Annotated in this window: 20 protein-coding genes; 11 read left to right on the forward strand and 9 right to left on the reverse strand. The window is 71.7% G+C overall.

Going from position 1 to position 20,776, the window contains the following annotated elements; all coding sequences use genetic code 11:
• Positions 1–19: 19 nt before the first annotated feature.
• Positions 20–610, reverse strand: a complete 591-nt coding sequence (locus tag OOJ91_RS18730; protein WP_266246634.1) for an FABP family protein — start codon at positions 608–610, stop codon at positions 20–22.
• Complete coding sequence (gene mtfM / locus OOJ91_RS18735) at positions 607–711, reverse strand: small membrane protein MtfM (protein ID WP_030327764.1); 105 nt, start codon at positions 709–711, stop codon at positions 607–609. Before mtfM ends, OOJ91_RS18730 begins: the two co-directional genes overlap by 4 nt.
• A 12-nt stretch (positions 712–723) precedes the next feature.
• Here mtfM and OOJ91_RS18740 point away from each other — a divergent pair, with 12 nt between their 5' ends.
• The 3 genes from OOJ91_RS18740 to OOJ91_RS18750 all read left to right on the forward strand — a co-directional run bounded on the left by OOJ91_RS18740 (position 724) and on the right by OOJ91_RS18750 (position 3,611).
• Positions 724–1,098, forward strand: coding sequence for a DsrE family protein (locus tag OOJ91_RS18740; protein WP_266246639.1), 375 nt, complete (start codon positions 724–726; stop codon positions 1,096–1,098).
• 81 nt (positions 1,099–1,179) lie between these two features.
• On the forward strand, positions 1,180–1,560 hold the full coding sequence (locus OOJ91_RS18745) for an SCP2 sterol-binding domain-containing protein (RefSeq protein WP_266246641.1): 381 nt from the start codon (positions 1,180–1,182) through the stop codon (positions 1,558–1,560).
• A complete protein-coding gene (locus OOJ91_RS18750; RefSeq protein WP_266246643.1) occupies positions 1,557–3,611 on the forward strand; it encodes an amylo-alpha-1,6-glucosidase in 2,055 nt (684 codons plus the stop codon). The genes OOJ91_RS18745 and OOJ91_RS18750 overlap by 4 nt, the downstream gene beginning before the upstream one ends.
• Before the next feature lie 19 nt (positions 3,612–3,630).
• On the opposite strand, the gene OOJ91_RS18755 is transcribed toward OOJ91_RS18750, so the two are convergent.
• The gene (locus OOJ91_RS18755) at positions 3,631–4,491 is read right to left on the reverse strand and encodes a hypothetical protein (protein WP_266246645.1); all 861 of its coding nucleotides are present in this window, start codon (positions 4,489–4,491) and stop codon (positions 3,631–3,633) included.
• A gap of 67 nt (positions 4,492–4,558) precedes the next feature.
• On the reverse strand, positions 4,559–5,095 hold the full coding sequence (locus OOJ91_RS18760; protein ID WP_266246646.1) for a winged helix-turn-helix domain-containing protein: 537 nt from the start codon (positions 5,093–5,095) through the stop codon (positions 4,559–4,561).
• Positions 5,096–5,295: 200 nt separating this feature from the next.
• Here OOJ91_RS18760 and OOJ91_RS18765 point away from each other — a divergent pair, with 200 nt between their 5' ends.
• The gene (locus OOJ91_RS18765; protein ID WP_266246647.1) at positions 5,296–9,690 is read left to right on the forward strand and encodes a S8 family serine peptidase; all 4,395 of its coding nucleotides are present in this window, start codon (positions 5,296–5,298) and stop codon (positions 9,688–9,690) included.
• Between the two features lie 111 nt (positions 9,691–9,801).
• Here OOJ91_RS18765 and OOJ91_RS18770 read toward each other — a convergent pair whose 3' ends face one another.
• From OOJ91_RS18770 to OOJ91_RS18785, 5 genes are all read right to left on the reverse strand, one after another.
• Positions 9,802–10,122 carry a DUF1416 domain-containing protein gene (locus tag OOJ91_RS18770; protein WP_439117077.1) on the reverse strand — a complete coding sequence of 107 codons (321 nt, stop codon included), beginning with the start codon at positions 10,120–10,122 and terminating at the stop codon, positions 9,802–9,804.
• Positions 10,123–10,127: 5 nt separating this feature from the next.
• The gene (locus OOJ91_RS18775) at positions 10,128–10,976 is read right to left on the reverse strand and encodes a sulfurtransferase (RefSeq protein ID WP_007465753.1); all 849 of its coding nucleotides are present in this window, start codon (positions 10,974–10,976) and stop codon (positions 10,128–10,130) included.
• 209 nt (positions 10,977–11,185) lie between these two features.
• Entirely contained in the window at positions 11,186–11,263 is a 78-nt protein-coding gene (locus OOJ91_RS34475) for an Ms5788A family Cys-rich leader peptide (RefSeq protein ID WP_310503780.1), read from the reverse strand.
• Between the two features lie 115 nt (positions 11,264–11,378).
• The gene (locus OOJ91_RS18780; protein ID WP_266246651.1) at positions 11,379–12,167 is read right to left on the reverse strand and encodes an LmeA family phospholipid-binding protein; all 789 of its coding nucleotides are present in this window, start codon (positions 12,165–12,167) and stop codon (positions 11,379–11,381) included.
• A 105-nt stretch (positions 12,168–12,272) separates the two neighbouring features.
• Positions 12,273–13,328, reverse strand: coding sequence for a hypothetical protein (locus OOJ91_RS18785; protein WP_266246652.1), 1,056 nt, complete (start codon positions 13,326–13,328; stop codon positions 12,273–12,275).
• A gap of 241 nt (positions 13,329–13,569) precedes the next feature.
• Between OOJ91_RS18785 and OOJ91_RS18790 the strand changes: the two genes are divergently transcribed.
• The 7 genes from OOJ91_RS18790 to pstB all read left to right on the forward strand — a co-directional run bounded on the left by OOJ91_RS18790 (position 13,570) and on the right by pstB (position 20,742).
• On the forward strand, positions 13,570–14,289 hold the full coding sequence (locus tag OOJ91_RS18790; protein WP_193376656.1) for a winged helix-turn-helix transcriptional regulator: 720 nt from the start codon (positions 13,570–13,572) through the stop codon (positions 14,287–14,289).
• Positions 14,290–14,431: 142 nt separating this feature from the next.
• Positions 14,432–15,346: a polysaccharide deacetylase family protein gene (locus tag OOJ91_RS18795; RefSeq protein ID WP_439117078.1), complete on the forward strand. Its 915-nt coding sequence runs from the start codon at positions 14,432–14,434 to the stop codon at positions 15,344–15,346.
• 62 nt (positions 15,347–15,408) lie between these two features.
• Complete coding sequence (gene mshD / locus OOJ91_RS18800; protein ID WP_266246654.1) at positions 15,409–16,335, forward strand: mycothiol synthase; 927 nt, start codon at positions 15,409–15,411, stop codon at positions 16,333–16,335.
• Positions 16,336–16,626: 291 nt separating this feature from the next.
• Positions 16,627–17,733 carry a phosphate ABC transporter substrate-binding protein PstS gene (gene pstS / locus OOJ91_RS18805; protein WP_266246655.1) on the forward strand — a complete coding sequence of 369 codons (1,107 nt, stop codon included), beginning with the start codon at positions 16,627–16,629 and terminating at the stop codon, positions 17,731–17,733.
• A 38-nt stretch (positions 17,734–17,771) separates the two neighbouring features.
• A complete protein-coding gene (gene pstC / locus OOJ91_RS18810) occupies positions 17,772–18,863 on the forward strand; it encodes a phosphate ABC transporter permease subunit PstC (protein WP_266246656.1) in 1,092 nt (363 codons plus the stop codon).
• Entirely contained in the window at positions 18,860–19,948 is a 1,089-nt protein-coding gene (pstA, locus tag OOJ91_RS18815) for a phosphate ABC transporter permease PstA (protein ID WP_266246657.1), read from the forward strand. The genes pstC and pstA overlap by 4 nt, the downstream gene beginning before the upstream one ends.
• Positions 19,949–19,965: 17 nt before the next feature.
• Complete coding sequence (gene pstB / locus OOJ91_RS18820; RefSeq protein WP_266249760.1) at positions 19,966–20,742, forward strand: phosphate ABC transporter ATP-binding protein PstB; 777 nt, start codon at positions 19,966–19,968, stop codon at positions 20,740–20,742.
• Positions 20,743–20,776 lie beyond the last annotated feature (34 nt).

Genomic DNA, 20,776 nt, shown 5'->3' on the forward strand with positions numbered 1-20,776 from the left:
TCGACCCGGACGGTGAGCGTCAGCCGCCGACCCGGACGAGCCGGGCCGAGAGGTGCGGGCTGAGCGGGTGACCCACCGCCGCCATCTCCTGGGCGTAGAGCAGCGCGCCCTCGACGATGCCGAAGAGGCGGAGCCCGCCGGTGACCTCCTTGGCGGTCGCCGTCCGGACCACCGCGTCGGTGGCGAACTCGATCTGGGTGCCGGTGCGCTTGCCGAGGTGCAGCTCCATCACCCCGGTGGGGGTCGTGAGCAGGGCCTCCAGCTCGTCGGTCGCCCGACCGTCCACCAGCACCGGTCGCCACCAGCCGACCTCGCGCCCGGCCGGGCGGACGGGCCTGCTCTGCTCGTCGAGGATCCAGGCACGCGACTCGTAGTGCAGGAACGGCCGGCCGTCGTGGCTGATCCGGATCTCCTGCGCGTAGTCGAAGTCCTCGATGGTGGGGAAGCCACCCTTGCCCCGGCCGCGCCACAGACCGACGTACGGCAGCAGACCGTCGAGCGCCGGGTGCAGCTTCGGGCCGACCCGCAGGTCGTGACTCTCCTCGAACGGGTACTCCTCGACCGGCGGCGCGTTCAGCCACGGTGGCTGCAGCGGGTTCTCGTCGCTCACCAGCGTCCCCTCGAAATGCGTACGGCCAGGTAGACCAGGCCACCCGCGAGCCCGCCCAGGCCGGCGACCAGCAGGCTGACGAACCCGATCTCGGTAACCATCGTGACCATCCTATGCTGGGTCTCATGGCCCGCTCTCTCGTCGTCAAGGTCACCGCTGGGGCGGAGGCCCCGGAACGGTGCGCGCAGGCGTTCACGGTCGCCGCCACGGCGGTCGCCGCCGGTGTGGACGTCTCGCTCTGGCTGACCGGGGAGTCGACCTGGTTCGCGCTGCCCGGCCGCGCCCAGGAGTTCGAGCTGCCGCACTCCGCGCCGCTGGCCGAGCTGCTGCACGTCATCCTGACCAGCGGTCGGGTCACCGCCTGCACCCAGTGCGCGGCCCGGCGGGAGATCGGCCCGGACGACGTACTGCCCGGTGTGCGGATCGCGGGCGCCGCGGTCTTCGTCGAGGAGGCGTTGGCCGAGGGCGCGCAGGCACTTGTCTACTGACCACCGGCACCCCTCGGGCTGCGGCGTGGGCGGAGTACGGATACCGACCCGACATCTCGGACGGCTGCCTACGATTCGGATGTGACCGAGGCGACGGAGAGGTTCTTCGAATCACTGCCGACGCGTACCCCCGCCGTCCTGGGCGGCCTGGCCACCGGGACCCTCCAGATCGATCTCGGCACCGACCACCGGACCGAGCACTGGCTGGTCCGGATGCGGCCGGGGGCGGTACAGAGCAGCCGTGAGCGGGGCCCGGCCGACGCCATCTGGTACAGCAGCTCCGCCCTGTTCGACAGGCTGATCAGCGGAGAAGCTCAGGCGCTCGCGGCGGTGCTGCGCAACGAGAGCACGTTCAGCGGTGACGTGGTGCTCTTCCTGGCCTTCCGCCGCTTCTTCCCGAGCCCTCCGGGCACCCGCGACCCACGCGAGGTGGCCCGGGAGGCAGTCGGGCGGCGGGCGTGAAGGATCTCGTCAGCATCCTGGACGGCAACACCTTCCTGGTCAGCGACCGTCGCGGAGACATCGAACCGTCCTTCGCCTTCCCGACCGGGTTGTTCTCCTTCGACACGCGTTTCCTGTCCAGTTGGGTGCTCACTCTCAACGGCGAGCGCCTGCACGCCCTCTCCGTCGACGACAGCGAGTCGTACCGGACGACGTTCTTCCTCGCCCCCGGCGAACCCACCCACTACCTGGACGCCAAGGCGTCGGTGATCCGCAGCCGAGCGATCGGGGGCAGCTTTGACGAGGAGCTGACCGTGCTCAACCACTCCGGCGAGGAGGTCGACTTCACAGTCCGACTCGAGATGGGCAGTGACTTCGCCGACCTGTTCGAGATCAAGCACGCCCAGGAGAAGGTCGGGCGGACGACAATCGCGGTGACCGACAACGAGCTGCGGTTGACGTACCGGCGGGAGGCGTTCCACCGGGAGACAGTGGTCCGCTCCACGGTGCCGGCGCAGGTGGACGCCTCCGGGATGACCTTCCGGGTCCGGATCGACAGCAACAGCGAGTGGACCACAGGGCTGCACGTCTCCACAGTCGTCTACGGGGCCCGCGGCGAGGACATCCGAGCCACCCTGCCGTACGCGGGCAGCCGCGGCGGCGACGCCATCCGCGCCGAGCAGCAGAAGCTGATCGACCGGGCCCCGAAGCTCGGCTGTGACTGCGAGCCGTTGGCCGGGGCGTACCGGCGCAGCCTCAACGACCTGGCCGCTCTGCGGTACGAGTCGATCGCGCTCGGCGTACGGCTGATCGCCGCCGGTCTGCCGTGGTTCATGACCCTGTTCGGCCGGGACAGCATCATCACCTCGTTGCAGGTGCTGCCGTTCCTGCCGGAGCTGATCCCGCCGACGATCCTCATGCTGGCCGGCCTTCAGGGGCACCGGGTGGACGACTTCCGGGACGAGGAGCCCGGCAAGATCCTGCACGAGCTGCGGTACGGCGAGACCGCCGGCTTCGAGGAGCAGCCGCACTCGCCGTACTACGGGTCGGCCGACTCGACGCCGCTGTTCGTCATCCTGATCGACGAGTACGAGCGCTGGACCGGCGACACCGCGCTTGTCAAGCGGCTGGAGCCGCAGGTCCGGGCGGCCCTGGAGTGGATCGACACGTACGGCGACCTGCTCGGCACCGGCTATCTCTGGTATCGGACCCGTAACCCGGAGACCGGGTTGCAGAACCAGTGCTGGAAGGACTCCTGGGACGCCATCTCGTACGCCGACGGTCGGATGCCGGACTTCCCCCGGGCCACCTGCGAGTTGCAGGGCTACGCGTACGACGCGAAGGTCCGGGCCGCCCGGCTGGCTCGGAAGGTCTGGAACGATCCGGAGTACGCCGACCGGTTGGAGCGGGAGGCGGCGGCGCTCAAGCAGCGGTTCAACCACGACTTCTGGATCGCCGACCGGGAGTACTACGCGCTCGCCCTGGACGCCGACGGCCGGCAGGTGGACGCGCTGACGTCGAACATCGGGCACCTGCTGTGGAGCGGGATCGTTGACGAGTCCCGGGCCGGCAAGGTGGTCGACCACCTGCTCGGGCCGCGACTGTTCTCCGGCTGGGGGGTGCGGACCCTCGCCGAGGGTGAGGGTCGGTACAACCCGATCGGCTACCACGTGGGCACCGTCTGGCCGTTCGACAACTCGATCATCGCCTGGGGCCTGGGCCGGTACGGCTACCGGGACGAGGCCGGGCGGATCTGCGACGCGATGCTCGCGGCGTCGCACTACTTCGACGGGCGGCTGCCGGAGGCGTTCGCCGGCTACGCCCGCAGCCGCACCGGCTACCCGGTGGAGTATCCGACCGCGTGCAGCCCGCAGGCCTGGTCGAGCGGCACCCCGCTGCTGTTGTTGCGGGTGATACTGGGGCTGGAGCCGCAGGGCGAGCACCTGATCATCGATCCGGCCGTGCCACCGGGCATGGGCCGGGTGGAGCTGCTGGACATTCCCGGTCGCTGGGGCCGGGTGGACGCCCTGGGTCGCAGCCGCGGTCCGCAGGATCAGGAGACGGACGGCTGACCCGGACGCGACGCCCGGCTCAACCGGGGCAGCCGACGGTGGCGGCCACCCGTGCGGAGTCCGGGCCGAGTTCGGCAAGCACTGTGACGTCGCCGGCGCGGTACGCGTACACCGGGGGGTTGTCCAGCAGCGGGGTGCCGCCGGCAAGCGGGGCGAGGGCGCCGGCCGCGGCCGGGCCGGACCCGGCGGCGGACCGTGCGGTACGGGCCAGGGCGCCGTCCGGGCACGGCGCGGTGACCAGCTCCGGCGCGGCGTCGCTCGAGCGGTCGAGCGCGGTCAGGGCGGCCGTCAGGGCGGTGGCCTCCGGGCCGGCGCCGGTGGCGGGCTTCGGGTCGTAACCGGCGCCAAGCGGACGGCAGCCGGTGTCGACTGTCAACCGGAGCCGGCCGTCCCCGGTCGGTCGCCCCTCGACGGCGACGAAGTCCCCGGCGTCGGCGTGCAGTTCCGGGCCGTCCAGGCCGGGGCCGACCCCGGCCCGCCAGGTCGCTGGAAGCCGATCGGCGATGCCTCTCAGCACGGCCTGCTCGGTGCCCACGGCCGCGAGCACGCCGACCTCGCGGCGCAACGCCGCCCCGTCGGAGAACGGGGTGACACGGCAGCCGGCGTTGATCCGCATCGCGCCCAGCTCCAGCAGCCCGGCCGCGCCGGCGGCCCGGGCCAGCTCACCGACCGCCCGGTCGACCACCGGGGCGGCCTCGTCGACGGAGCGCTGCTCGCGCACGGTCGGCGGGTCGTCGCGGACCGACATCCAGGCGAGCCCGGCCAACAGCACGGCCCACAGCACTGTCGCGACCAGCAGCCAGCGCCGCCCACGCCGGGCGGGTGCCGGCGTGGCGGGATCGCTCGACGGGGCCCACCCCGTCTGGACAGCACCGCTCACCCGGCCATGGTGTCACGGGCGGTCCGCCGCGCCGGAGGCAGCGGTCGGGGGCCGGGACGACGACGGGTCAGGCCGGCGGGGGCGGCGGATCGAGCCGGTAGCCGACCCCGCGCACGGTGTGCACCCGTGGCCCTCCCGGAAGGCCGCGCAGCTTGTGCCGGAGCCGCTTGATCGCGGAGTGCAGGATCGCCGTGTCGCCGAGGTACGCGCCGGCCCAGACCGCGGCGAAGAGCTGCTCGTAGCTCCACACCACAAGCGGCGGACCGACGAGCCGGGCGAGCAGCTCCCGTTCGTTACGGGTGAGCGGGAGTGGATCGCCGCGCCAGGTGACCAGGTGCCCGGCCCGGTCGACGACCAGCTCACCCCAACTGACCCGCCCCTGCGGCGGCGCCGGCGGGGTGGTCGGCCCGACGGCCGGCGTCGAGCCTCCCGACTGTGGGAACAGCATTGCCCGCAGCTGGGTCAGGTCGGCACAGGTCACGACCGGCCCGATCCCGTCGAGCTGCCGTAGCACCCGCTCGCGCACCGAGACGTCCGCACTGACGCAGACGACGATCGGGACCTCTGCACCACCCGCGACCACCACCCGATGATAGTGACGCATGCCGATGTATTTCGGGACCCCGTCCACTCCCGAAACGACGCCACGTCACTGACCAGGTACCGAACGGCGTTATTCAGTGAGCACCGTCCGAGCACGCCTGAGCAGGACTGTCAGCGGACGTGGGGGCGCCACCCCACCCCAACCGCCCGCTGCGCGGCCGTCCCGGCGGTGCGCGCCAGTCCCGAACACATCGGGACCCAATGTGGGGAGGAACAGTGCTCCGACCATCAACCCTGAGGTCCGCTCTCTGGCGGACGGCCGTGGCCTGCGGCGCGGCCCTGCTGGCCCTCACCGCCCAGCCCGCCGTCGCCGCCCGACCCGCGCCCGCGCCGGCCCGCGTGGACCAGCGACTGATCCGCCAGCTCGGCACGACGGGCAGCGCGACTTTCCTGGTCTACCTGCGGGACACCGCGCCGGTGGCGCGGACCGCGAAGCTGCGCGACCCGGACGACCGGGCGCGCGAGGTGCACCGGCTGCTCACGACGACCGCGCAGCGCACCCAGAAGGGCCTGCGCTCGCTGCTCACGACCCGCAAGGCGCCACACACCGCCTACTGGATCGCCAACGCGATACGCGTGACAGGCAACCGCACGCTGCTCGACGAGATCGCCAAGCGGCCCGAGGTCGGCCGGATCGAGCCGACCCGCAGCTACCGCCTGGTGCGCCCGACACCGACCGCCGCCAGCCACGTCGACGCCGACGGCACCGAGTGGGGACTCACCAACATCAACGCCCCGCAGGTGTGGAACGAGCTCGGCGACCGCGGCGAGGGCCTGGTGGTCGCCAACATCGACAGCGGCGTCCAGTACGACCATCCGGCGCTGGTCGGGGCGTACCGTGGGAACCTCGGCGGTGGCGCCTTCGACCACAACCACAACTGGTACGACCCGGCCGGCGTGTGCCCGAGCGCCGAGCCCTGCGACAACAGTGGCCACGGCACGCACACCATGGGCACGATGGTCGGCGACGACCACGCCGGCAACCAGATCGGTGTCGCCCCCGGCGCGAAGTGGATCACCGCGAAGGGGTGCGAGACCGACTCCTGCACCGACGCCTCGCTGCTCGCGGCCGGCCAGTGGGTGCTGGCCCCGACCGACCTGAACGGACAGAACCCCCGCCCCGACCTGCGCCCCGACGTGGTCAACAACTCCTGGGGCGGCGCCGGCGGCGACCCGTGGTTCCAGCAGACCATCGCGGCCTGGCGGGCGGCCGGCATCTTCGGGGTCTTCTCGGCGGGAAACGACGGCCCGGACTGCGGCAGCGCCGGCTCACCCGGAGACAACGCCAACGCGTACGCGGTCGGCTCGTACGACGTGCACGACGCGATCTCCGACTTCTCCGGCCGTGGCGACGGCACCGACGCGCGCTCGTACAAGCCGAACGTCGCCGCTCCGGGCAGCAACGTGCGCTCGAGCGTCCCGGGCAACACCTACGCCGCCTTCGACGGCACCTCGATGGCCGCGCCGCACGTCTCCGGCACCGTCGCGCTGCTCTGGTCGGCGGCTCCGAGCCTGAAGGGTGACGTCACGGCCACCGAGGAGCTGCTGGACCGGACCGCACGCGACGTCGACGCCACCGCCTGCGGAGGCACCGCCGCCGACAACAACGTCTTCGGCGAGGGCCGGCTGGACGCGTACGCGGCGGTGCGGGCCGCCCCGCGCGGCGCCGTCGGGCGGATCATCGGCACGGTCACCGCCGCCGGGAACGGCGACCCGATCGTCGGCGTGACAGTCGGCGACGGCACCCGCAGTGTCACCACCGGCACGGACGGCCGGTACGCGCTCACCCTGCCGGCAGGCGAGGCCACTGTCACCGTCAGCGCCTACGGGTACGCCGGGCAGACGGCCACCGTCACCGTCACCGACGGCGGCACTGTCACCGAGGACTTCGCCCTGGCGGCGAACCCGTCGGTCACCGTGCGCGGCCGGGTCACCGACGGCTCGGGGCACGGCTGGCCGCTGTACGCCCGGATCGATGTCGCCGGGCGTCCCGGTGGACCGGTGTTCACCGACCCGGCCACCGGGCGGTACTCGTTCACCGTGCCGGGCGACACCACGTACCGGCTGACCGTCACCTCCCGCTACCCCGGCTACCGCACGGTCACCCGGGACGTGGTCACCGGCGCCGGGCCGGCAACGGCCGACGTCGCCGTACCGGTTGAGGCCGTCTGCACGGCTTCCGGTTACGCCAGCAGCTTCGGCGCCCCGGTGCTGGCCGAGAGCTTCGACGGCGGCACCGCGCCGGACGGCTGGTCGGTGCGCAACCGCACCGACGACGGTGGCTGGGCCTTCACCGACCCCGGTGAGCGGGGCAACCTCACAGGCGGCAGCGGTGCCTTCGCCATCGCCGACAGCGACCGTCTCGGCTCCGGCAAGACCCAGGACACCGACCTGGTGTCCCCGACCGTCGACCTGCGCGCCACGCCCGCGCCGGTGCTGCGTTTCCGCAGCGACTGGCGGGCGGTAGGCGTGACCGACGCCGCCGACGTGGACGTCTCCACCGACGGCGGCGCCACCTGGACCACGGTCTGGCACCAGACCGGCAGTCGGCGTGGACCGCTGCTCGAGGAGGTGCCCCTGGACCCGGCGGCGGGAGCCTCCACGGTGCGGGTCCGGTTCCGCTTCCACGGCACCTTCGCCTGGTGGTGGCAGGTGGACGACGTACAACTGGTCAACCGCGACTGCGTGCCGGCCGCCGGTGGTCTGCTGCTCGGCGTGACCACCGACCGCAACACCGGCACGCCGCTCAACGGGGTCGCCGTGGTCAGCGCCGACCGGCCGACCGACCACGGGACGTCGGCGTCGACACCTGACGACCCGACCCTGCCAGACGGCTTCTACTGGCTCTTCTCCGGACTGACCGGGGCACATCCGTTCACCGCCGGCCGAAATCCGTACCAGACGAGCACGAAGACGGCGACAGTGACCGCCGACGAGGCCCGACGGCTTGACGTCGCGCTGGCCGCCGGTCGACTCACGGTCAGCCCGACGAGCGTCGAGTCGTACCAGCCGTACGCCAGCAACCGGACCACGACGGTGACGGTTCGCAACACCGGCAGCGCGCCGGCCGCCGTCAACCTGGTGGAGCGCGGCGGGCGGTTCGACAGGCTGTCCAGGGCCGGTGCGCCTCTGCGGGAGCAGAAGATGAAGGGGGTCAGCAAGGCCCGCGCGGGCACCGCGTACGGCGGGGCGGGGGCGAGGACCTCGGCCGCGCCCCGGGCACAGGACGCCTGGACCGGGATCGCCGACCTGCCGGCGGCGGTCTACGACAACGCGGCGGCCACCCTCGACGGCAAGGTCTACTCCGTCGGCGGTGGCGGCGGCAGTGGCCTGGAGGGCAAGGCCTGGCGCTACGACCCCGACACGGACGCGTGGGCCGCGCTGCCCGACCTGCCGACCGCCCGGGCCAAGCCGGTCGCGGCAGCGGTCGGCGGCAAGCTCTACGTCCTCGGCGGCTGGGGCGCCGACGACGACACGGTCGCCTCGGTGGACGTGTTCGACCCGGCCACGGGGAGTTGGAGCACGGTGGCCGGGGCGACCAACCCGTTCCCGGCCGCGGCGGCCGGCGGCGCGGTGACAGGTGGAAAGGTCTACCTGGTCGGTGGCTGCCTGGACAGCGACTGCACCGACTCGGACCGGCTCGTCGTCTTCGACCCGTCGACCGGCGCGTTCCACACCGGCGCCGCCTACCCGCATCCGGTCTCCTGGCTCTCCTGCGGCGGGATCGGCAGCGCGATCTACTGCGCCGGCGGCACCGGCAGCACCGAGCACACCGACGCCTACCGCTACGACCCAGCTTCGGACACCTGGCATCCGCTGCGGAACCTGCCCGTGGACCTCTGGGGTTCCCAGTACACGGCGGCCGGTGACCTGCTGGTCCTGGCCGGCGGGGTCACTGGCGCTTCGACCACGGTGACCAACCGGACCATCGCGTACGACCCGGTGGCCGGCAGTTGGCGGGACCTGCCCAACGTCCAGTTCGGCAGGTACCGGGGCGCCGCCGCCTGCGGCGCGTACAAGATCGGTGGTTCGCCGACGCCCTTCGTCGGCAGCGCCGAGAGTGAGCGGCTCAGCGGCCTGGACCTGTGCGGCGGGGAGGCGGACCTCCCCTGGCTCGCCACCACGCCCGGCACCTTCACCCTGGCCCCGGGCTCCTCCCGCACGGTCACCGTCAAGCTGACCGCCACGGCGACTGCCGGCGTGGCCCAGCCGGGCACCTACTCCGGTGAGCTGGGCGTCGCCTCCGACACGCCGTACCCGGTCGCAGCGGTGCCGGTGCGAATGAACGTGTCGCCGCCGGCCAGTTGGGGCAGGATCCAGGGCACCGTCACCGGGGTCACCTGCCGAGGAGCCACCGTCGGCGTCGCGGCGACGGTCCGGGTGAACCTGCAGGGTACGACGACCGGCTACACCCTGATCGCGGACGCCCAGGGCCGGTACGCCTGGTGGCTGCCGAAGGGCCGCTACGAGGTGATCGTCGCCAAGGACGCCTGGGTGCCGCAGACGCAGCGCACGCGGATCGAGGCCGGCATCGTCGACACGCTCGACGTCACCCTCGACCCGGTCTCGCCCTGCACGAAAGCCACTGGCATCTGACCGACACCAGCGGGTGGCCGGCGACCGTTCGGTCCCCGGCCACCTGCGGTGACGACGACCGGGGCCGGTCACCCAGGAGGGTGACCGGCCCCGGTCGATCAGAGCAGTGGGTCAGGCGACGGTGACTGTTACCTCGTTGATGCCCCGGCCGGCGGTGACGGCGGCGTCGCCGTTGCCGTGCCGGGACAGCGCCCGCAACGTCCAGGAACCCGGCGCGGCGAAGAACCGGAACTGGCCGGCCGCCGACGTGACCACCTCGGCGGTGAACTCACCTGTCGAGTCGAGCAGTCGGACGTACGCGCCCGGCACGGCCTCGTCCTCCGCCGAGCGGACGATGCCTGTGATGACGGTTTCCTTCTCCAGGTCCAGGCTGGCCGGCAGCGGCGCGGCCTGGTCGGGTGCGGCGCAACCCGCAGCTGTGGGAGCAGTCATGGCGATCACGCCTCCCCGGGCTCGTCGCCGAGCGCGACAGGCACGCCGACGAGCGACCCGTACTCGGTCCAGGAACCGTCGTAGTTCTTCACGTTGCGGTGCCCGAGCAGCTCCTGCAGCACGAACCAGGTGTGCGAGGAACGCTCGCCGATCCGGCAGTACGCGATGGTCTCCTTGCCGTCGTCAAGCCCCGCGTCGCCGTAGATCTTGCGCAGCTCGTCGTCGGACCGGAAGGTGCCGTCCTCGTTGGCGGCCTTGGACCACGGGACGCTGATCGCGGTCGGAATGTGACCGGCCCGCTGCGCCTGCTCCTGCGGCAGGTGGGCGGGGGCGAGCAGCCGACCGGCGAACTCGTCGGGGCTGCGCACGTCGACAAGGTTCTTGGTGCCGATCGCGGCGACGACCTCGTCGCGGAAGGCCCGGATGGAGGTGTCCGGCTCCTGCGCGACGTACTGGGTGGCCGGGCGGGTCGCCGTCTCGGTGACCAGCGGCCGGGCGTCCAGCTCCCACTTCTTGCGACCGCCGTCGAGCAGCTTCACGTCGCGGTGGCCGTAGAGCTTGAAGTACCAGTAGGCGTACGCCGCGAACCAGTTGTTGTTGCCGCCGTACAGGATGACGGTGTCGTCGTTGCTGATGCCCCGCTCGGACAGCAGCGCCTCGAACTGCGTCTTGTTGACGAAGTCGCGGCGGACCTGGTCCTGGAGGTCGGTCTTCCAGTCGATCTTGATGGCGCCGGCGATGTGGCCGGTCTCGTAGGCCGAGGTGTCCTCGTCGACCTCGACGAAGACGACGCCCGGGGCGTCAAGGTTCTTCTCGGCCCACTCGACCGAGACGAGTGCGGTGTCGCGACTCATCGAATCACTCCCTGGTGAGGATGGATGGTGAGCCAACGCGCGAATATCGATGGGTTGAACTGTCGCACCGCGCGCGGGACCCAGCGGAAGGACGGGATCACTGGTTCGTGCGACGGCGCCGCTGCCGGGCGTTCGGTGGGATCACCGCAAAGGGTCGAGGACCCTGCGTGCCGGTGGCCGCCGTCAGGCGGCCAGAAACAGCCCCGCCGTCAGATGACAGGGCGACACAGGCAGGTGGCCACGCGGCACAGGTCGACCGCGCGCCGTTTGGTGAGGTGGGTCCCCATGAGCACGGAGCCTACCAGCCAGTGACCGGGCTGCCACTGGACCGACCACCATCCGGGATCGTCCGGGCCGCGGGGCCGCTGCGGCGTCCCGCGGTCCGGACCATTGACGCGCCGCTTAGCCGGCAGAGTTGATGGGCACGTTCTTCGCGTCGGCGGTGACCGCCAGCCCCTCGGGCAACGGCCGAACCTCCCGGACCGCGAGCTGGAACGGCAGGTCGGGCAGCGGCACGTCGATGGAGATGCCCTCGGCGTACTTGTTCAGGATCGTGCGGGCCAGCGGCAGGTTCGGCAGGCCGGCGGCGTCCAGGTTGCTGAAGCGCAGGGCCACGGCGCCGTTCTTGGCGACTGTGACGTCGGCGGTGCCGGCCACTGTGAACTTCTGGCCGAGGATGTCGACCGGGGCGGTGACGGCGAGTTTGCCGCCCTGCTCGCCGAGGGTGAGCCCGGGTCGGTTCAGCAGCGCGGCGAGGCTCTCGTAGCTGATCGTGCCGGTGCCGTTGACCGTGTCGGCGACGACGTCGCCCTGCCCGGACCGCAGCGTGTCCAGCGAGGCCCGCACGTTGCGGGCGTCCACGTCAAGCACCGGCAGCCGTACGGCGTCACCTTCGACCGACGCCTGCACGTCACGCAGCGTGATGGAGATCCGCTCGTACCGGCCGTCCAGCACCTGGGTGAGGAACGGCGTCCCGGCGACCTCGACGTCGGGCTTGGCCGACTGCGCCCCCTGCTTGCTGATCTCCTGGCTGACCCGCTCGGCGATGAGCCGCTCGGCCACGCCGACCGCCACCCGGTCGGCGACCACCAGCAGGCCCGCCACCACCAGGAGCAGGACGACCAGGCCGATGAGCAGCTTGCGGCCGCGCCGTCGGGGCCGGGCTTCGCCAGCCGGATACTCCTGGGCCACGCCGCCTCCTGTCTTCGCCCGCCGCGATGCGACGGGACGTCCGAACCGGTGCCGCAGCGCGGCGCACCCGTAGGTACCCGACCGACACCTGCCTCAACCGTGGGCTCAGAGGAACAGCATGCACATGGCGTACGCGGCGGGCGCGGCCAGGGCGAACCCGCCGAGCGGACCCTGCATGTGCCGGGCGACCCACATGGTGGGCGGTTCGCCGGCCATCAGGCGGCCCGCCTCCGCGTACCCCACGGCGAGATCGGAGAGGACGGCGGTGACGGCCGCGACCAGGCCGATCACGGCGGCCCGGGTCGGCGTGAAGGGGGCCACCAGATAGCTGCCGAGGACCGCGCTGCCAAGCGTGCCCACCATCGCGCCGGCGACGACGCCGGCCGCGCCCCGGGGCACCTGCGGGGCCAGTCGGGGCCACGGCAGCACGGCGTCGGTGAGCCTGGCGACGGTAAGCGCCACCCCGCTCGCGGTCAGGCAGACCGTGATCGCCTGGGTGCCGGCCGGGATGCGGCTGAGCACGATCAGGGTGCCGAAGGCGACGACCCCGACCACGATGAGCAGTGTGGCGCCGAGTGAGTCGGTGACCCGGACGCGGTCGACCCGGCGGACCAGCTGGCCGAGCACGGCGGCCAGGAAGCCGCCGACGGCGAGGTAGCCCAGCGGCGCCAGGCCGGCGACGTCGCTCTGGACGGCGGCGATGTCGGCGGCGGCGGCGACCACGGCGCTGATCCCGCCGACCAGCAGCAGCGCGGGTGGGCGCATGGCCATCGTCCAGGCGAGCACGAACAGCAGTTGGACGCCGAAGACGATGAAGGCGAACGGCAGGCGGTGACCGGGCCCGGACGTCTGCGCGCCGAGCACCAGGCCCACCCCGAGCAGCGCGGCGAAACCGGCGATTGTCAACGCCAGCGGGCGGTGCACGTCCACCGGGACGGCGGCCTCCTCCTCCGGCTCGTCGACCTCGTCCTCGGATTTGCGGGCCGGCTCCCCTGCGCGGCGGGCCCGGCGCGGCTTACCCCGTTCACGACGTTCGCCGTCGGCGACTGCCGGTCCGGTGCGAGGCGCGGGGGGCTGGCCACGGGTCGGAGCGGCCGGACCCGGGCGGGGGCCGTCGGACCACGATTCGCGGCCGGCGTCGGGCGAGGTGGAGGGGAACACGCCCCGATCGTGCCAGATCGGCTGCCCGACACGGCGGTCACGGGTTTCCGCAACGTTAAAACCTGCGCCACGATCAGGGGCAAGCTAGACAAACGGGAAATGACCTGAAGGCGCGGCCGAGGCGATCGGTTACTCTCAACGCGTTACCCGCCCGTCAGCGACGCCGGGACCACGCAATTTCTCAGCGCACTCTGCCACGAGTGTGTCTGGTCGCGTGCGGCCTCGCGCCGCCGGGACGGAGGTGATCGTGGAGATCCTGCTGCTGGTGACCGCGCGCGCAGGGGAGCCGTCGGCTGTGCTGCCGGCGCTCGACCTGCTGCCACACTCGGTTCGCACCGCGCCGCGCGACGTCCGCACCCTGGTTGCCGGGCCCAGCCCCGACGCGGTGCTCGTCGATGCCCGCTCGGAGCTGAGCGAGGCCCGAGCGACCTGCCGGATGCTGCACGCCACCGGGCTCGGGGTGCCGCTGGTCGCGGTGGTGACCGAGGCCGGCCTGATCGCGCTCAACGCGGACTGGGGCGTCGACGACGTCATCCTCGCGTCGGCCGGTCCCGCCGAGGTCGAGGCCCGACTGCGTCTCGCGGTCGGCCGCCTGAGCAACGCGACAGCCGGCGCCGGCGGCTCGATCCGGGCCGGTGAGCTGAACATCGACCCCGACACGTACGCGGCCAAGCTGAAGGGCCGTCCGCTCGACCTCACCTACAAGGAGTTCGAGCTGCTGAAGTTCCTGGCCCAGCACCCGGGCCGGGTGTTCACCCGCGATCAACTGCTGCGCGAGGTCTGGGGCTACGACTACTTCGGCGGCACCCGGACTGTGGACGTGCACGTCCGGCGTCTGCGCGCCAAGCTCGGCTCGGAGTACGAGTCGATGATCGGCACGGTCCGCCAGGTGGGCTACAAGTTCGTCGTGCCGCCGTCGCGCTCCCTGCCCGAGACGGAGCACGCGCCGCTGCCCGTCTAGCCCTCCGCCTGGGGCGATTTCCCATATGCCCCTTTTGCGCTGCTCGCCAGTCCTATTCTGACTGCCGGGTTTGTCGGAAAAGGGGGGCGACTGTGCGGGCAGGTAGCACGGGGGCGAGGGGCCGGCACGTCCGGCCGGCCGGGTGGAAGCCGTGACGCGGGTCAGCTCGACCGCGCGGGCGGCGGGGATCGTGACGGTGGTGGTGGTCGCGCTGCTCGGCTCGGCGTACGTGCTGGGCCGCAGCCTCGTCCCCGACCAGGCCCAGCAGCACGCCACAGGTGTCACCACCGAGGGCGACGGGCCGCACTACGCCGACCAGCCTGCCGAAAAGCCGTCGACCGACACCCCGGCCGACACCCCGGCCGGCACTCCGACCGGCATCCCGACCACGGGGCAGAGCGCCGGTCCCAGCGAGGCCGGCCAGGACGGCTCGGGGCAGGACACCAGCGGCGGTGGACTGTTCGGCGCCCACACCAGCACCGGCAGCGGCCGAGTCGCGCTGACCTTCGACGACGGGCCGGACCCGCGCTACACCCCGCAGGTCCTCGCGGCGCTGCGCGAGTACGACGTCAAGGCCACGTTCTGCGTGGTGGGCGAGAACGCCCAGGACCATCCCGACCTGATCCAGGCGATCGTGGCCGACGGCCACACCCTCTGCAACCACTCCTGGCACCACGACGTCTCCCTGGGCAACCGCTCCGCCGACCAGATCCGCGCCGACCTGGTACGCACCAACGAGGCGATCCGCGCCGCGGTACCGGACGCGCCGATCGTCTGGTACCGCCAACCCGGTGGCGCCTGGACCCATCCCGTGGTGTCGGTGTGTACGGGGCTCGGCATGACCCCGCTGCACTGGTCGGTGGACCCGTCGGACTGGCAGGCGCCCGGTGCCAGCAAGATCGCCACGACGGTGCTCACGCAGGCGCGACCCGGTGGGGTGGTCCTCATGCACGACGCCGGTGGGGACCGGCAGGGCACCGTCGACGCGCTGCGCAAGATCCTGCCCGAACTCAGCGCGCGGTTCGAGTTGGAGGCACTTCCCACCAACCCGACGTGACCCACGGCCCGTTACTCGGCGACCCTCCGGGGCGTACGAGGCGCAGCCGCTACGGTGACGGAATGAGCAGCGCGGAGCCGACCAGCGACCAGGTGACCCGGACCGACCGACTGGCCCCGACGGAGATCGCCGGCGTGCTGGCCCTGGCCCGAACGGCGGGCGACACCGACGGCGCGGACCCGCTGGACGAGCACGTCCTGCTCCGCCTGCGCGATCCGGAGGCGCCAGCGGTGCACCTGCTGGCTCGCGCCGACGACGGCACCCTCACCGGGTACGCCCACCTGGACACCACCGATCCGGTGGGCGGGATCGGGGTGGAGCTGGTGGTGCATCCGGCGTACCGGCGGCGGGGCACCGGTCGGGCGCTGGCCCGGGGCGTGCTCGCCTCGGCCACCGGACCGCTGCGGGCGTGGGCGCACGGCGACCACCCGTCGGCGGCGGCGCTCGCCGTGGACCTCGGGTTCACCCGGGCCCGGGTGCTCTGGCAGCTCCGCAGGCCGTTGGCCGCCCCGCTGGGCGAGCCGCGCCTGCCCGACGGGGTGACGCTGCGCGCGTTCCGGCCGGGGGCCGACGACGGGGCCTGGCTGACCCTGAACGCGCGGGCCTTCGCCGAGCACCCCGAGCAGGGTCGGTGGACGTCGGACGACCTGCGGGTCCGCCTCACCGAGCCGTGGTTCGACCCGGCCGGCTTCCTGCTCGCCGAGGAGACCTCGACCGGGCGGCTGCTCGGCTTCCACTGGACGAAGGTGCACGAGCGGCCCGGGTCGGCCCGCATCGGCGAGGTGTACGTGCTCGGTGTGGAGCCGACCGCGCACGGCGGCGGGCTCGGTCGGGCACTGACCACCGCGGGACTCGCCTACCTGCGGGACAAGCGCGGTCTCGACCGGGTGATGCTCTTCGTGGACGACTCGAACACCGGTGCGGTCGCGCTCTACGAGCGGTTGGGCTTCGCCCGCTGGTCCGCGCACATCAACTACCACCTGGGCTGACGCGCGGGCACCGCGAGGACCGGGTCACCGACGGGTAACGGCCGAGCCTCGGCGGCATAACAGCGAACCGGAAATATACCCATACTTCCGACAGGTGTACCCCGGTTCACTTAACGGACAACTCACCCTCAGCAAGCGGTCATCTCGGGGGCCGTACGTGTTCACCCTGCGTTCACTTGCGACCGGCGAACCGGCTACCTGGCCCTCCTAACTTTCGTGTCAGCCGGTCAGTGCCGGTCCTCGGGCCCCGGTATCGGGGCGCCAAGTCAGACGCGAAGGGAAACCCCTCAGGTGAAGCTCCAGCGGTACGGCACTATTGCCTGCCTCGCTCTTGCCGCGACGCTCGGCCTCAGTGCATGCGGCTCGGACAACAACGAGCCCACTTCCGGCGCCAGCGCCTCGGGCTCCGCCGCCGCGGTCGACTGCGGTACCGGCACGGTCAACGCTCAGGGCTCGTCGGCACAGAAGAACGCCATGGCCGAGTGGATCAAGGCGTACCAGCAGAAGTGCGCCGGCACCACGATCAACTACGAGGCTTCCGGCTCGGGCGCCGGCATCCAGGCGTTCATCGCCGGCACCGCCGACTTCGCCGGCTCCGACTCCGCGCTCAAGCCGGAGGAGCAGCCGAAGGCCGACGCCAAGTGCGTCGGCGGCAAGGCCATCCACCTGCCGATGGTGATCGGCCCGGTGGCCGTCGCCTACAACGTCAGCGGCGTGGACAACCTCCAGCTCAAGCCGGCCACCCTGGCGAAGATCTTCGCCGGCAAGGTGACCAAGTGGGACGACGCGGCGATCAAGGCCGACAACCCGGACGCCAAGCTCCCGGCGACCACCATCCAGACCGTCCACCGCTCGGACGAGTCGGGCACCACCGACAACTTCACCAAGTTCCTCTCGAAGACCTCCGAGGCGGACTGGACGCTTGGCAACGCCAAGGCATGGAAGGCCCCGGGCGGCACCGGCGCCAAGGGCTCGGACGGCGTGGCCAGCTCGGTCAAGGGCGCGGACGGCTCCATCGGCTACATGGAGTTGTCGTTCGCCGAGAACGCCGGCCTGAAGATGGCCAAGATCGGTAACGGCGCCGGCGAGTTCGCCGCGCTGACCGCCGAGGCGGCTGGCAAGACCATCGCCGGCGCCAAGATCGAGGGCCAGGGCGACGACCTCAAGCTGTCGATCGACTACAACACCAAGGAGGCCGGGGCGTACCCGATCGTCCTGGCGACGTACGAGATCGTCTGCAGCAAGGGCCTCGCCGCCGACAAGCTCAAGCTGGTCAAGGGTCTGCTGGGCTACGCCGCCAGCACCGAGGGCCAGAACTCGCTGACCGACCTGGGCTACGCCCCGCTGCCCGAGACGGTCCGCACCAAGGTCGAGACCGCGGTCAAGAACCTCTCCTGACCCGACCCCACACCTCCGCAACCGAATCGAGCGAGCAGATGGGTGAAACCCCTCACCGCTCGGCCGACGCCGGCACCGGTGGGACGCGCGTGACGCAGAGTCACGAGTGGCCCGCCGGTGCCTCGGCGCGTGTGGCCGAGGCACCAGTCAGCACCCGTTCCCCGGGCGGCGCCGGGCTGGGCGGCGGCAGCGCGCTGCCGCGCAGCCGGAAGTTCGGCGCCGAGCGGGCCTTCCGCGGCCTCACACTGGCCGCCGGCACCGCCGTTCTGGTCATCATCGCCGCCATCGCGATCTTCCTGATCGCCAAGGCGGTGCCGGCCCTACGCGCCAACACCGAGAACTTCTGGTCATACGAGGGCTGGTCCCCCAACGACACACAGCCCAAGTTCGGCATCGGCACGCTCGCCTTCGGCACCGTGCTCAGCTCGGCGCTGGCGCTGCTGATCGCGGTGCCGGTGGCGCTGGGCATCGCGCTCTACCTCTCGCACTACGCGCCCCGCCGGCTGGGCACCGCGCTCGGCTTCCTGGTCGACCTCCTCGCCGCCGTGCCGAGCGTGGTCTTCGGACTCTGGGGGCGCGACATCTTCAGCAACCCGGTCCGGGACTTCTCGGTCTGGCTGAACGAGTACTTCGGCTGGCTCCCGATCTTCGGCGGCGACGGCCCGTTCGGTAAGTCGATCATGCTGGGCGCCCTGGTGCTCGCCATCATGGTGCTGCCGATCATCACCTCGCTCTCCCGCGAGGTGTTCCTCCAGACGCCGACCGCGAACGAGGAGGCCGCCCTCGCCCTGGGCGCCACCCGCTGGGAGATGCTCCGCACCGCGGTGCTCCCCTATGGCCGCCCCGGCATCATCGCCGCGGTGATGCTCGGCCTGGGCCGGGCGCTCGGCGAGACAATCGCCCTGGCGCTGACCCTCGGCATCACGTTCGGCATCTCGTTCAACCTGATCCAGAACGGCGGCAACACCATCGCCGCCAATATCGCCAACGCGTTCGGCGAGGCGAACGAGACCGGCCGGGGCGCGCTCATCGCCTCCGGCCTGGTGCTGTTCACCATCACGCTGATCGTCAACATCACGGCGCGGGCGATCATCTACCGCCGCCGGGAGTTCACGGAGTCGGCCGCATGACCACAACCGTCACCTCCCACCGCACCCGGCCGCCGGCCCAGCCCGCCTCGCTGCGGACCAGGCGGCTGCCCCGGTACGCCGCTCCGGCCATCGCCGTGGCGGCTCTCGCGCTCTCCGCCGCGCTCGTCTACGGCGCCGACATCGGCGGCCCGGTCCTCGTCGTCGTCCTCGGCGCGATCCTCTACCTGGTGGGGCTCTTCGCCGCCGCCAACGTGGTCGAGGGACGCCGGTCTGCTCGCAACCGCACCTGGAGCGCGCTGATCCACTCCGCGTTCGTGCTGGCGGTGCTGCCGCTCGTCTCGGTGGTCTGGACGCTTGTGAGCAAGGGCACCGAGCGGCTGGACGGCAACTTCTTCCAGACCTCGATGAACAACATCGGGGCCCGGGATCCGAACGGCGGCGCGTACCACGCGATCGTCGGCACGCTGGAGCAGGTAGGCATCGCCACCCTGATCACGGTCCCGCTCGGCGTTCTCTGCGCGATCTACATCGTCGAGTACGGGCGGGGCAAGTTCGCCTTCGCGATCCGGTTCTTCGTGGACGTGATGACAGGAATCCCGTCGATCGTCTCCGGCCTCTTCGTGCTGGCCTTCTGGGTGCTTGTCGTGTCGCCGTGGTTCAACGACGGCCGACCGAGCTTCTCCGGCTTCGCCGCCGCGCTCGCGCTGAGCGTGCTCATGCTGCCCACAATCGTCCGGTCCACCGAGGAGATGCTCCGCCTCGTCCCGGCGCCACTGCGCGAGGGCGCGTACGCGCTCGGCGTACCCAAGTGGAAGACCATCCTGCGCGTGGTGGTGCCGACGGCGCTGCCCGGCATCGTCACAGGCGTCATGCTCGCCATCGCCCGCGCGGCCGGCGAGACCGCGCCGGTGCTCCTGGTCGCCGGCGGCGGCGCCGCGATCAACACCAACCCCTTCGAGAACAACCAGTCGTCGCTGTCCCTCTTCGTCTACCAGCAGGCCGGTGACGCGTCGAAGTACGCGCCGGCACGGGCGTGGACCGCGGCACTCACCCTGGTCGCCCTCGTGCTCATCCTGACGATCGCGGCGAAGCTGCTGGCCCGTCGCAACAGGCTCAGCCGATGAACCCCGGAGGTACCACAATGGCCAAGCGCGTCTCCGCCTCGAACGTCACCGCCTACTACGGCGGGTTCAAGGCGATCGAGAACATCAACCTGACCGTCGAGCCGAAGACTGTCACCGCTCTCATCGGGCCGTCCGGCTGCGGCAAGTCCACCTTCCTGCGGTCGATCAACCGGATGCACGAGGTGCTGCCGGGGGCCCGTGTCGAGGGCAGCCTGACCATCGACGACCAGGACATCTACGACCGGGACGTGGACGTCACGGCGGTCCGGCGCACCATCGGCATGGTCTTCCAGCGGCCGAACCCGTTCCCCACCATGAGCATCTTCGAGAACGTGGTGGCCGGGCTGAAGCTCAACGGCGTCCGGAAGAAGTCGATCCTGGACGAGGCGGCCGAGAAGGCGCTGCGCTCGGCGAACCTGTGGGACGAGGTGAAGGACCGGCTCGGCAAGCCCGGCGCGGGCCTCTCCGGCGGTCAGCAGCAGCGGCTCTGCATCGCCCGGACCATCGCCGTCGAGCCGCAGGTCGTGCTGATGGACGAGCCGTGCTCGGCCCTGGACCCGATCTCCACGCTGGCCATCGAGGACCTGATGTTCCAGCTCAAGGACAAGTTCACGATCATCATCGTGACGCACAACATGCAGCAGGCCGCACGGGTGTCGGACCGGACCGCCTTCTTCTCGATCGAGAAGACCGGCGACCCGGGCCGCCTGATCGAGTACGACAACACCCAGAAGATCTTCAGCAACCCGAGCGTGAAGAAGACCGAGGACTACATCACCGGCCGCTTCGGCTGAGCCGCTGGTCTCCTCCACTGTCCTCCGCGACGCA

The organism is Micromonospora lupini (assembly GCF_026342015.1).
GTDB classification, from domain to species: domain Bacteria; phylum Actinomycetota; class Actinomycetes; order Mycobacteriales; family Micromonosporaceae; genus Micromonospora; species Micromonospora lupini_B.

Bases quoted from the DNA above. Each gene is read 5' to 3' on its own strand.
- OOJ91_RS18740 (WP_266246639.1), top strand. From the start codon at position 724: ATGCTGGGTCTCATGGCCCGCTCTCTCGTCGTCAAGGTCACCGCTGGG.
- mshD (WP_266246654.1), top strand. From the start codon at position 15,409: ATGAGCAGCGCGGAGCCGACCAGCGACCAGGTGACCCGGACCGACCGA.
- OOJ91_RS34475 (WP_310503780.1), bottom strand. From the start codon at position 11,263: ATGGGGACCCACCTCACCAAACGGCGCGCGGTCGACCTGTGCCGCGTG.
- OOJ91_RS18760 (WP_266246646.1), bottom strand. From the start codon at position 5,095: ATGCGTCACTATCATCGGGTGGTGGTCGCGGGTGGTGCAGAGGTCCCG.
- OOJ91_RS18775 (WP_007465753.1), bottom strand. From the start codon at position 10,976: ATGAGTCGCGACACCGCACTCGTCTCGGTCGAGTGGGCCGAGAAGAAC.
- OOJ91_RS18765 (WP_266246647.1), top strand. From the start codon at position 5,296: ATGTGGGGAGGAACAGTGCTCCGACCATCAACCCTGAGGTCCGCTCTC.
- pstB (WP_266249760.1), top strand. From the start codon at position 19,966: ATGGCCAAGCGCGTCTCCGCCTCGAACGTCACCGCCTACTACGGCGGG.
- mtfM (WP_030327764.1), bottom strand. From the start codon at position 711: ATGGTTACCGAGATCGGGTTCGTCAGCCTGCTGGTCGCCGGCCTGGGC.
- pstA (WP_266246657.1), top strand. From the start codon at position 18,860: ATGACCACAACCGTCACCTCCCACCGCACCCGGCCGCCGGCCCAGCCC.
- pstC (WP_266246656.1), top strand. From the start codon at position 17,772: ATGGGTGAAACCCCTCACCGCTCGGCCGACGCCGGCACCGGTGGGACG.
- OOJ91_RS18770 (WP_439117077.1), bottom strand. From the start codon at position 10,122: ATGACTGCTCCCACAGCTGCGGGTTGCGCCGCACCCGACCAGGCCGCG.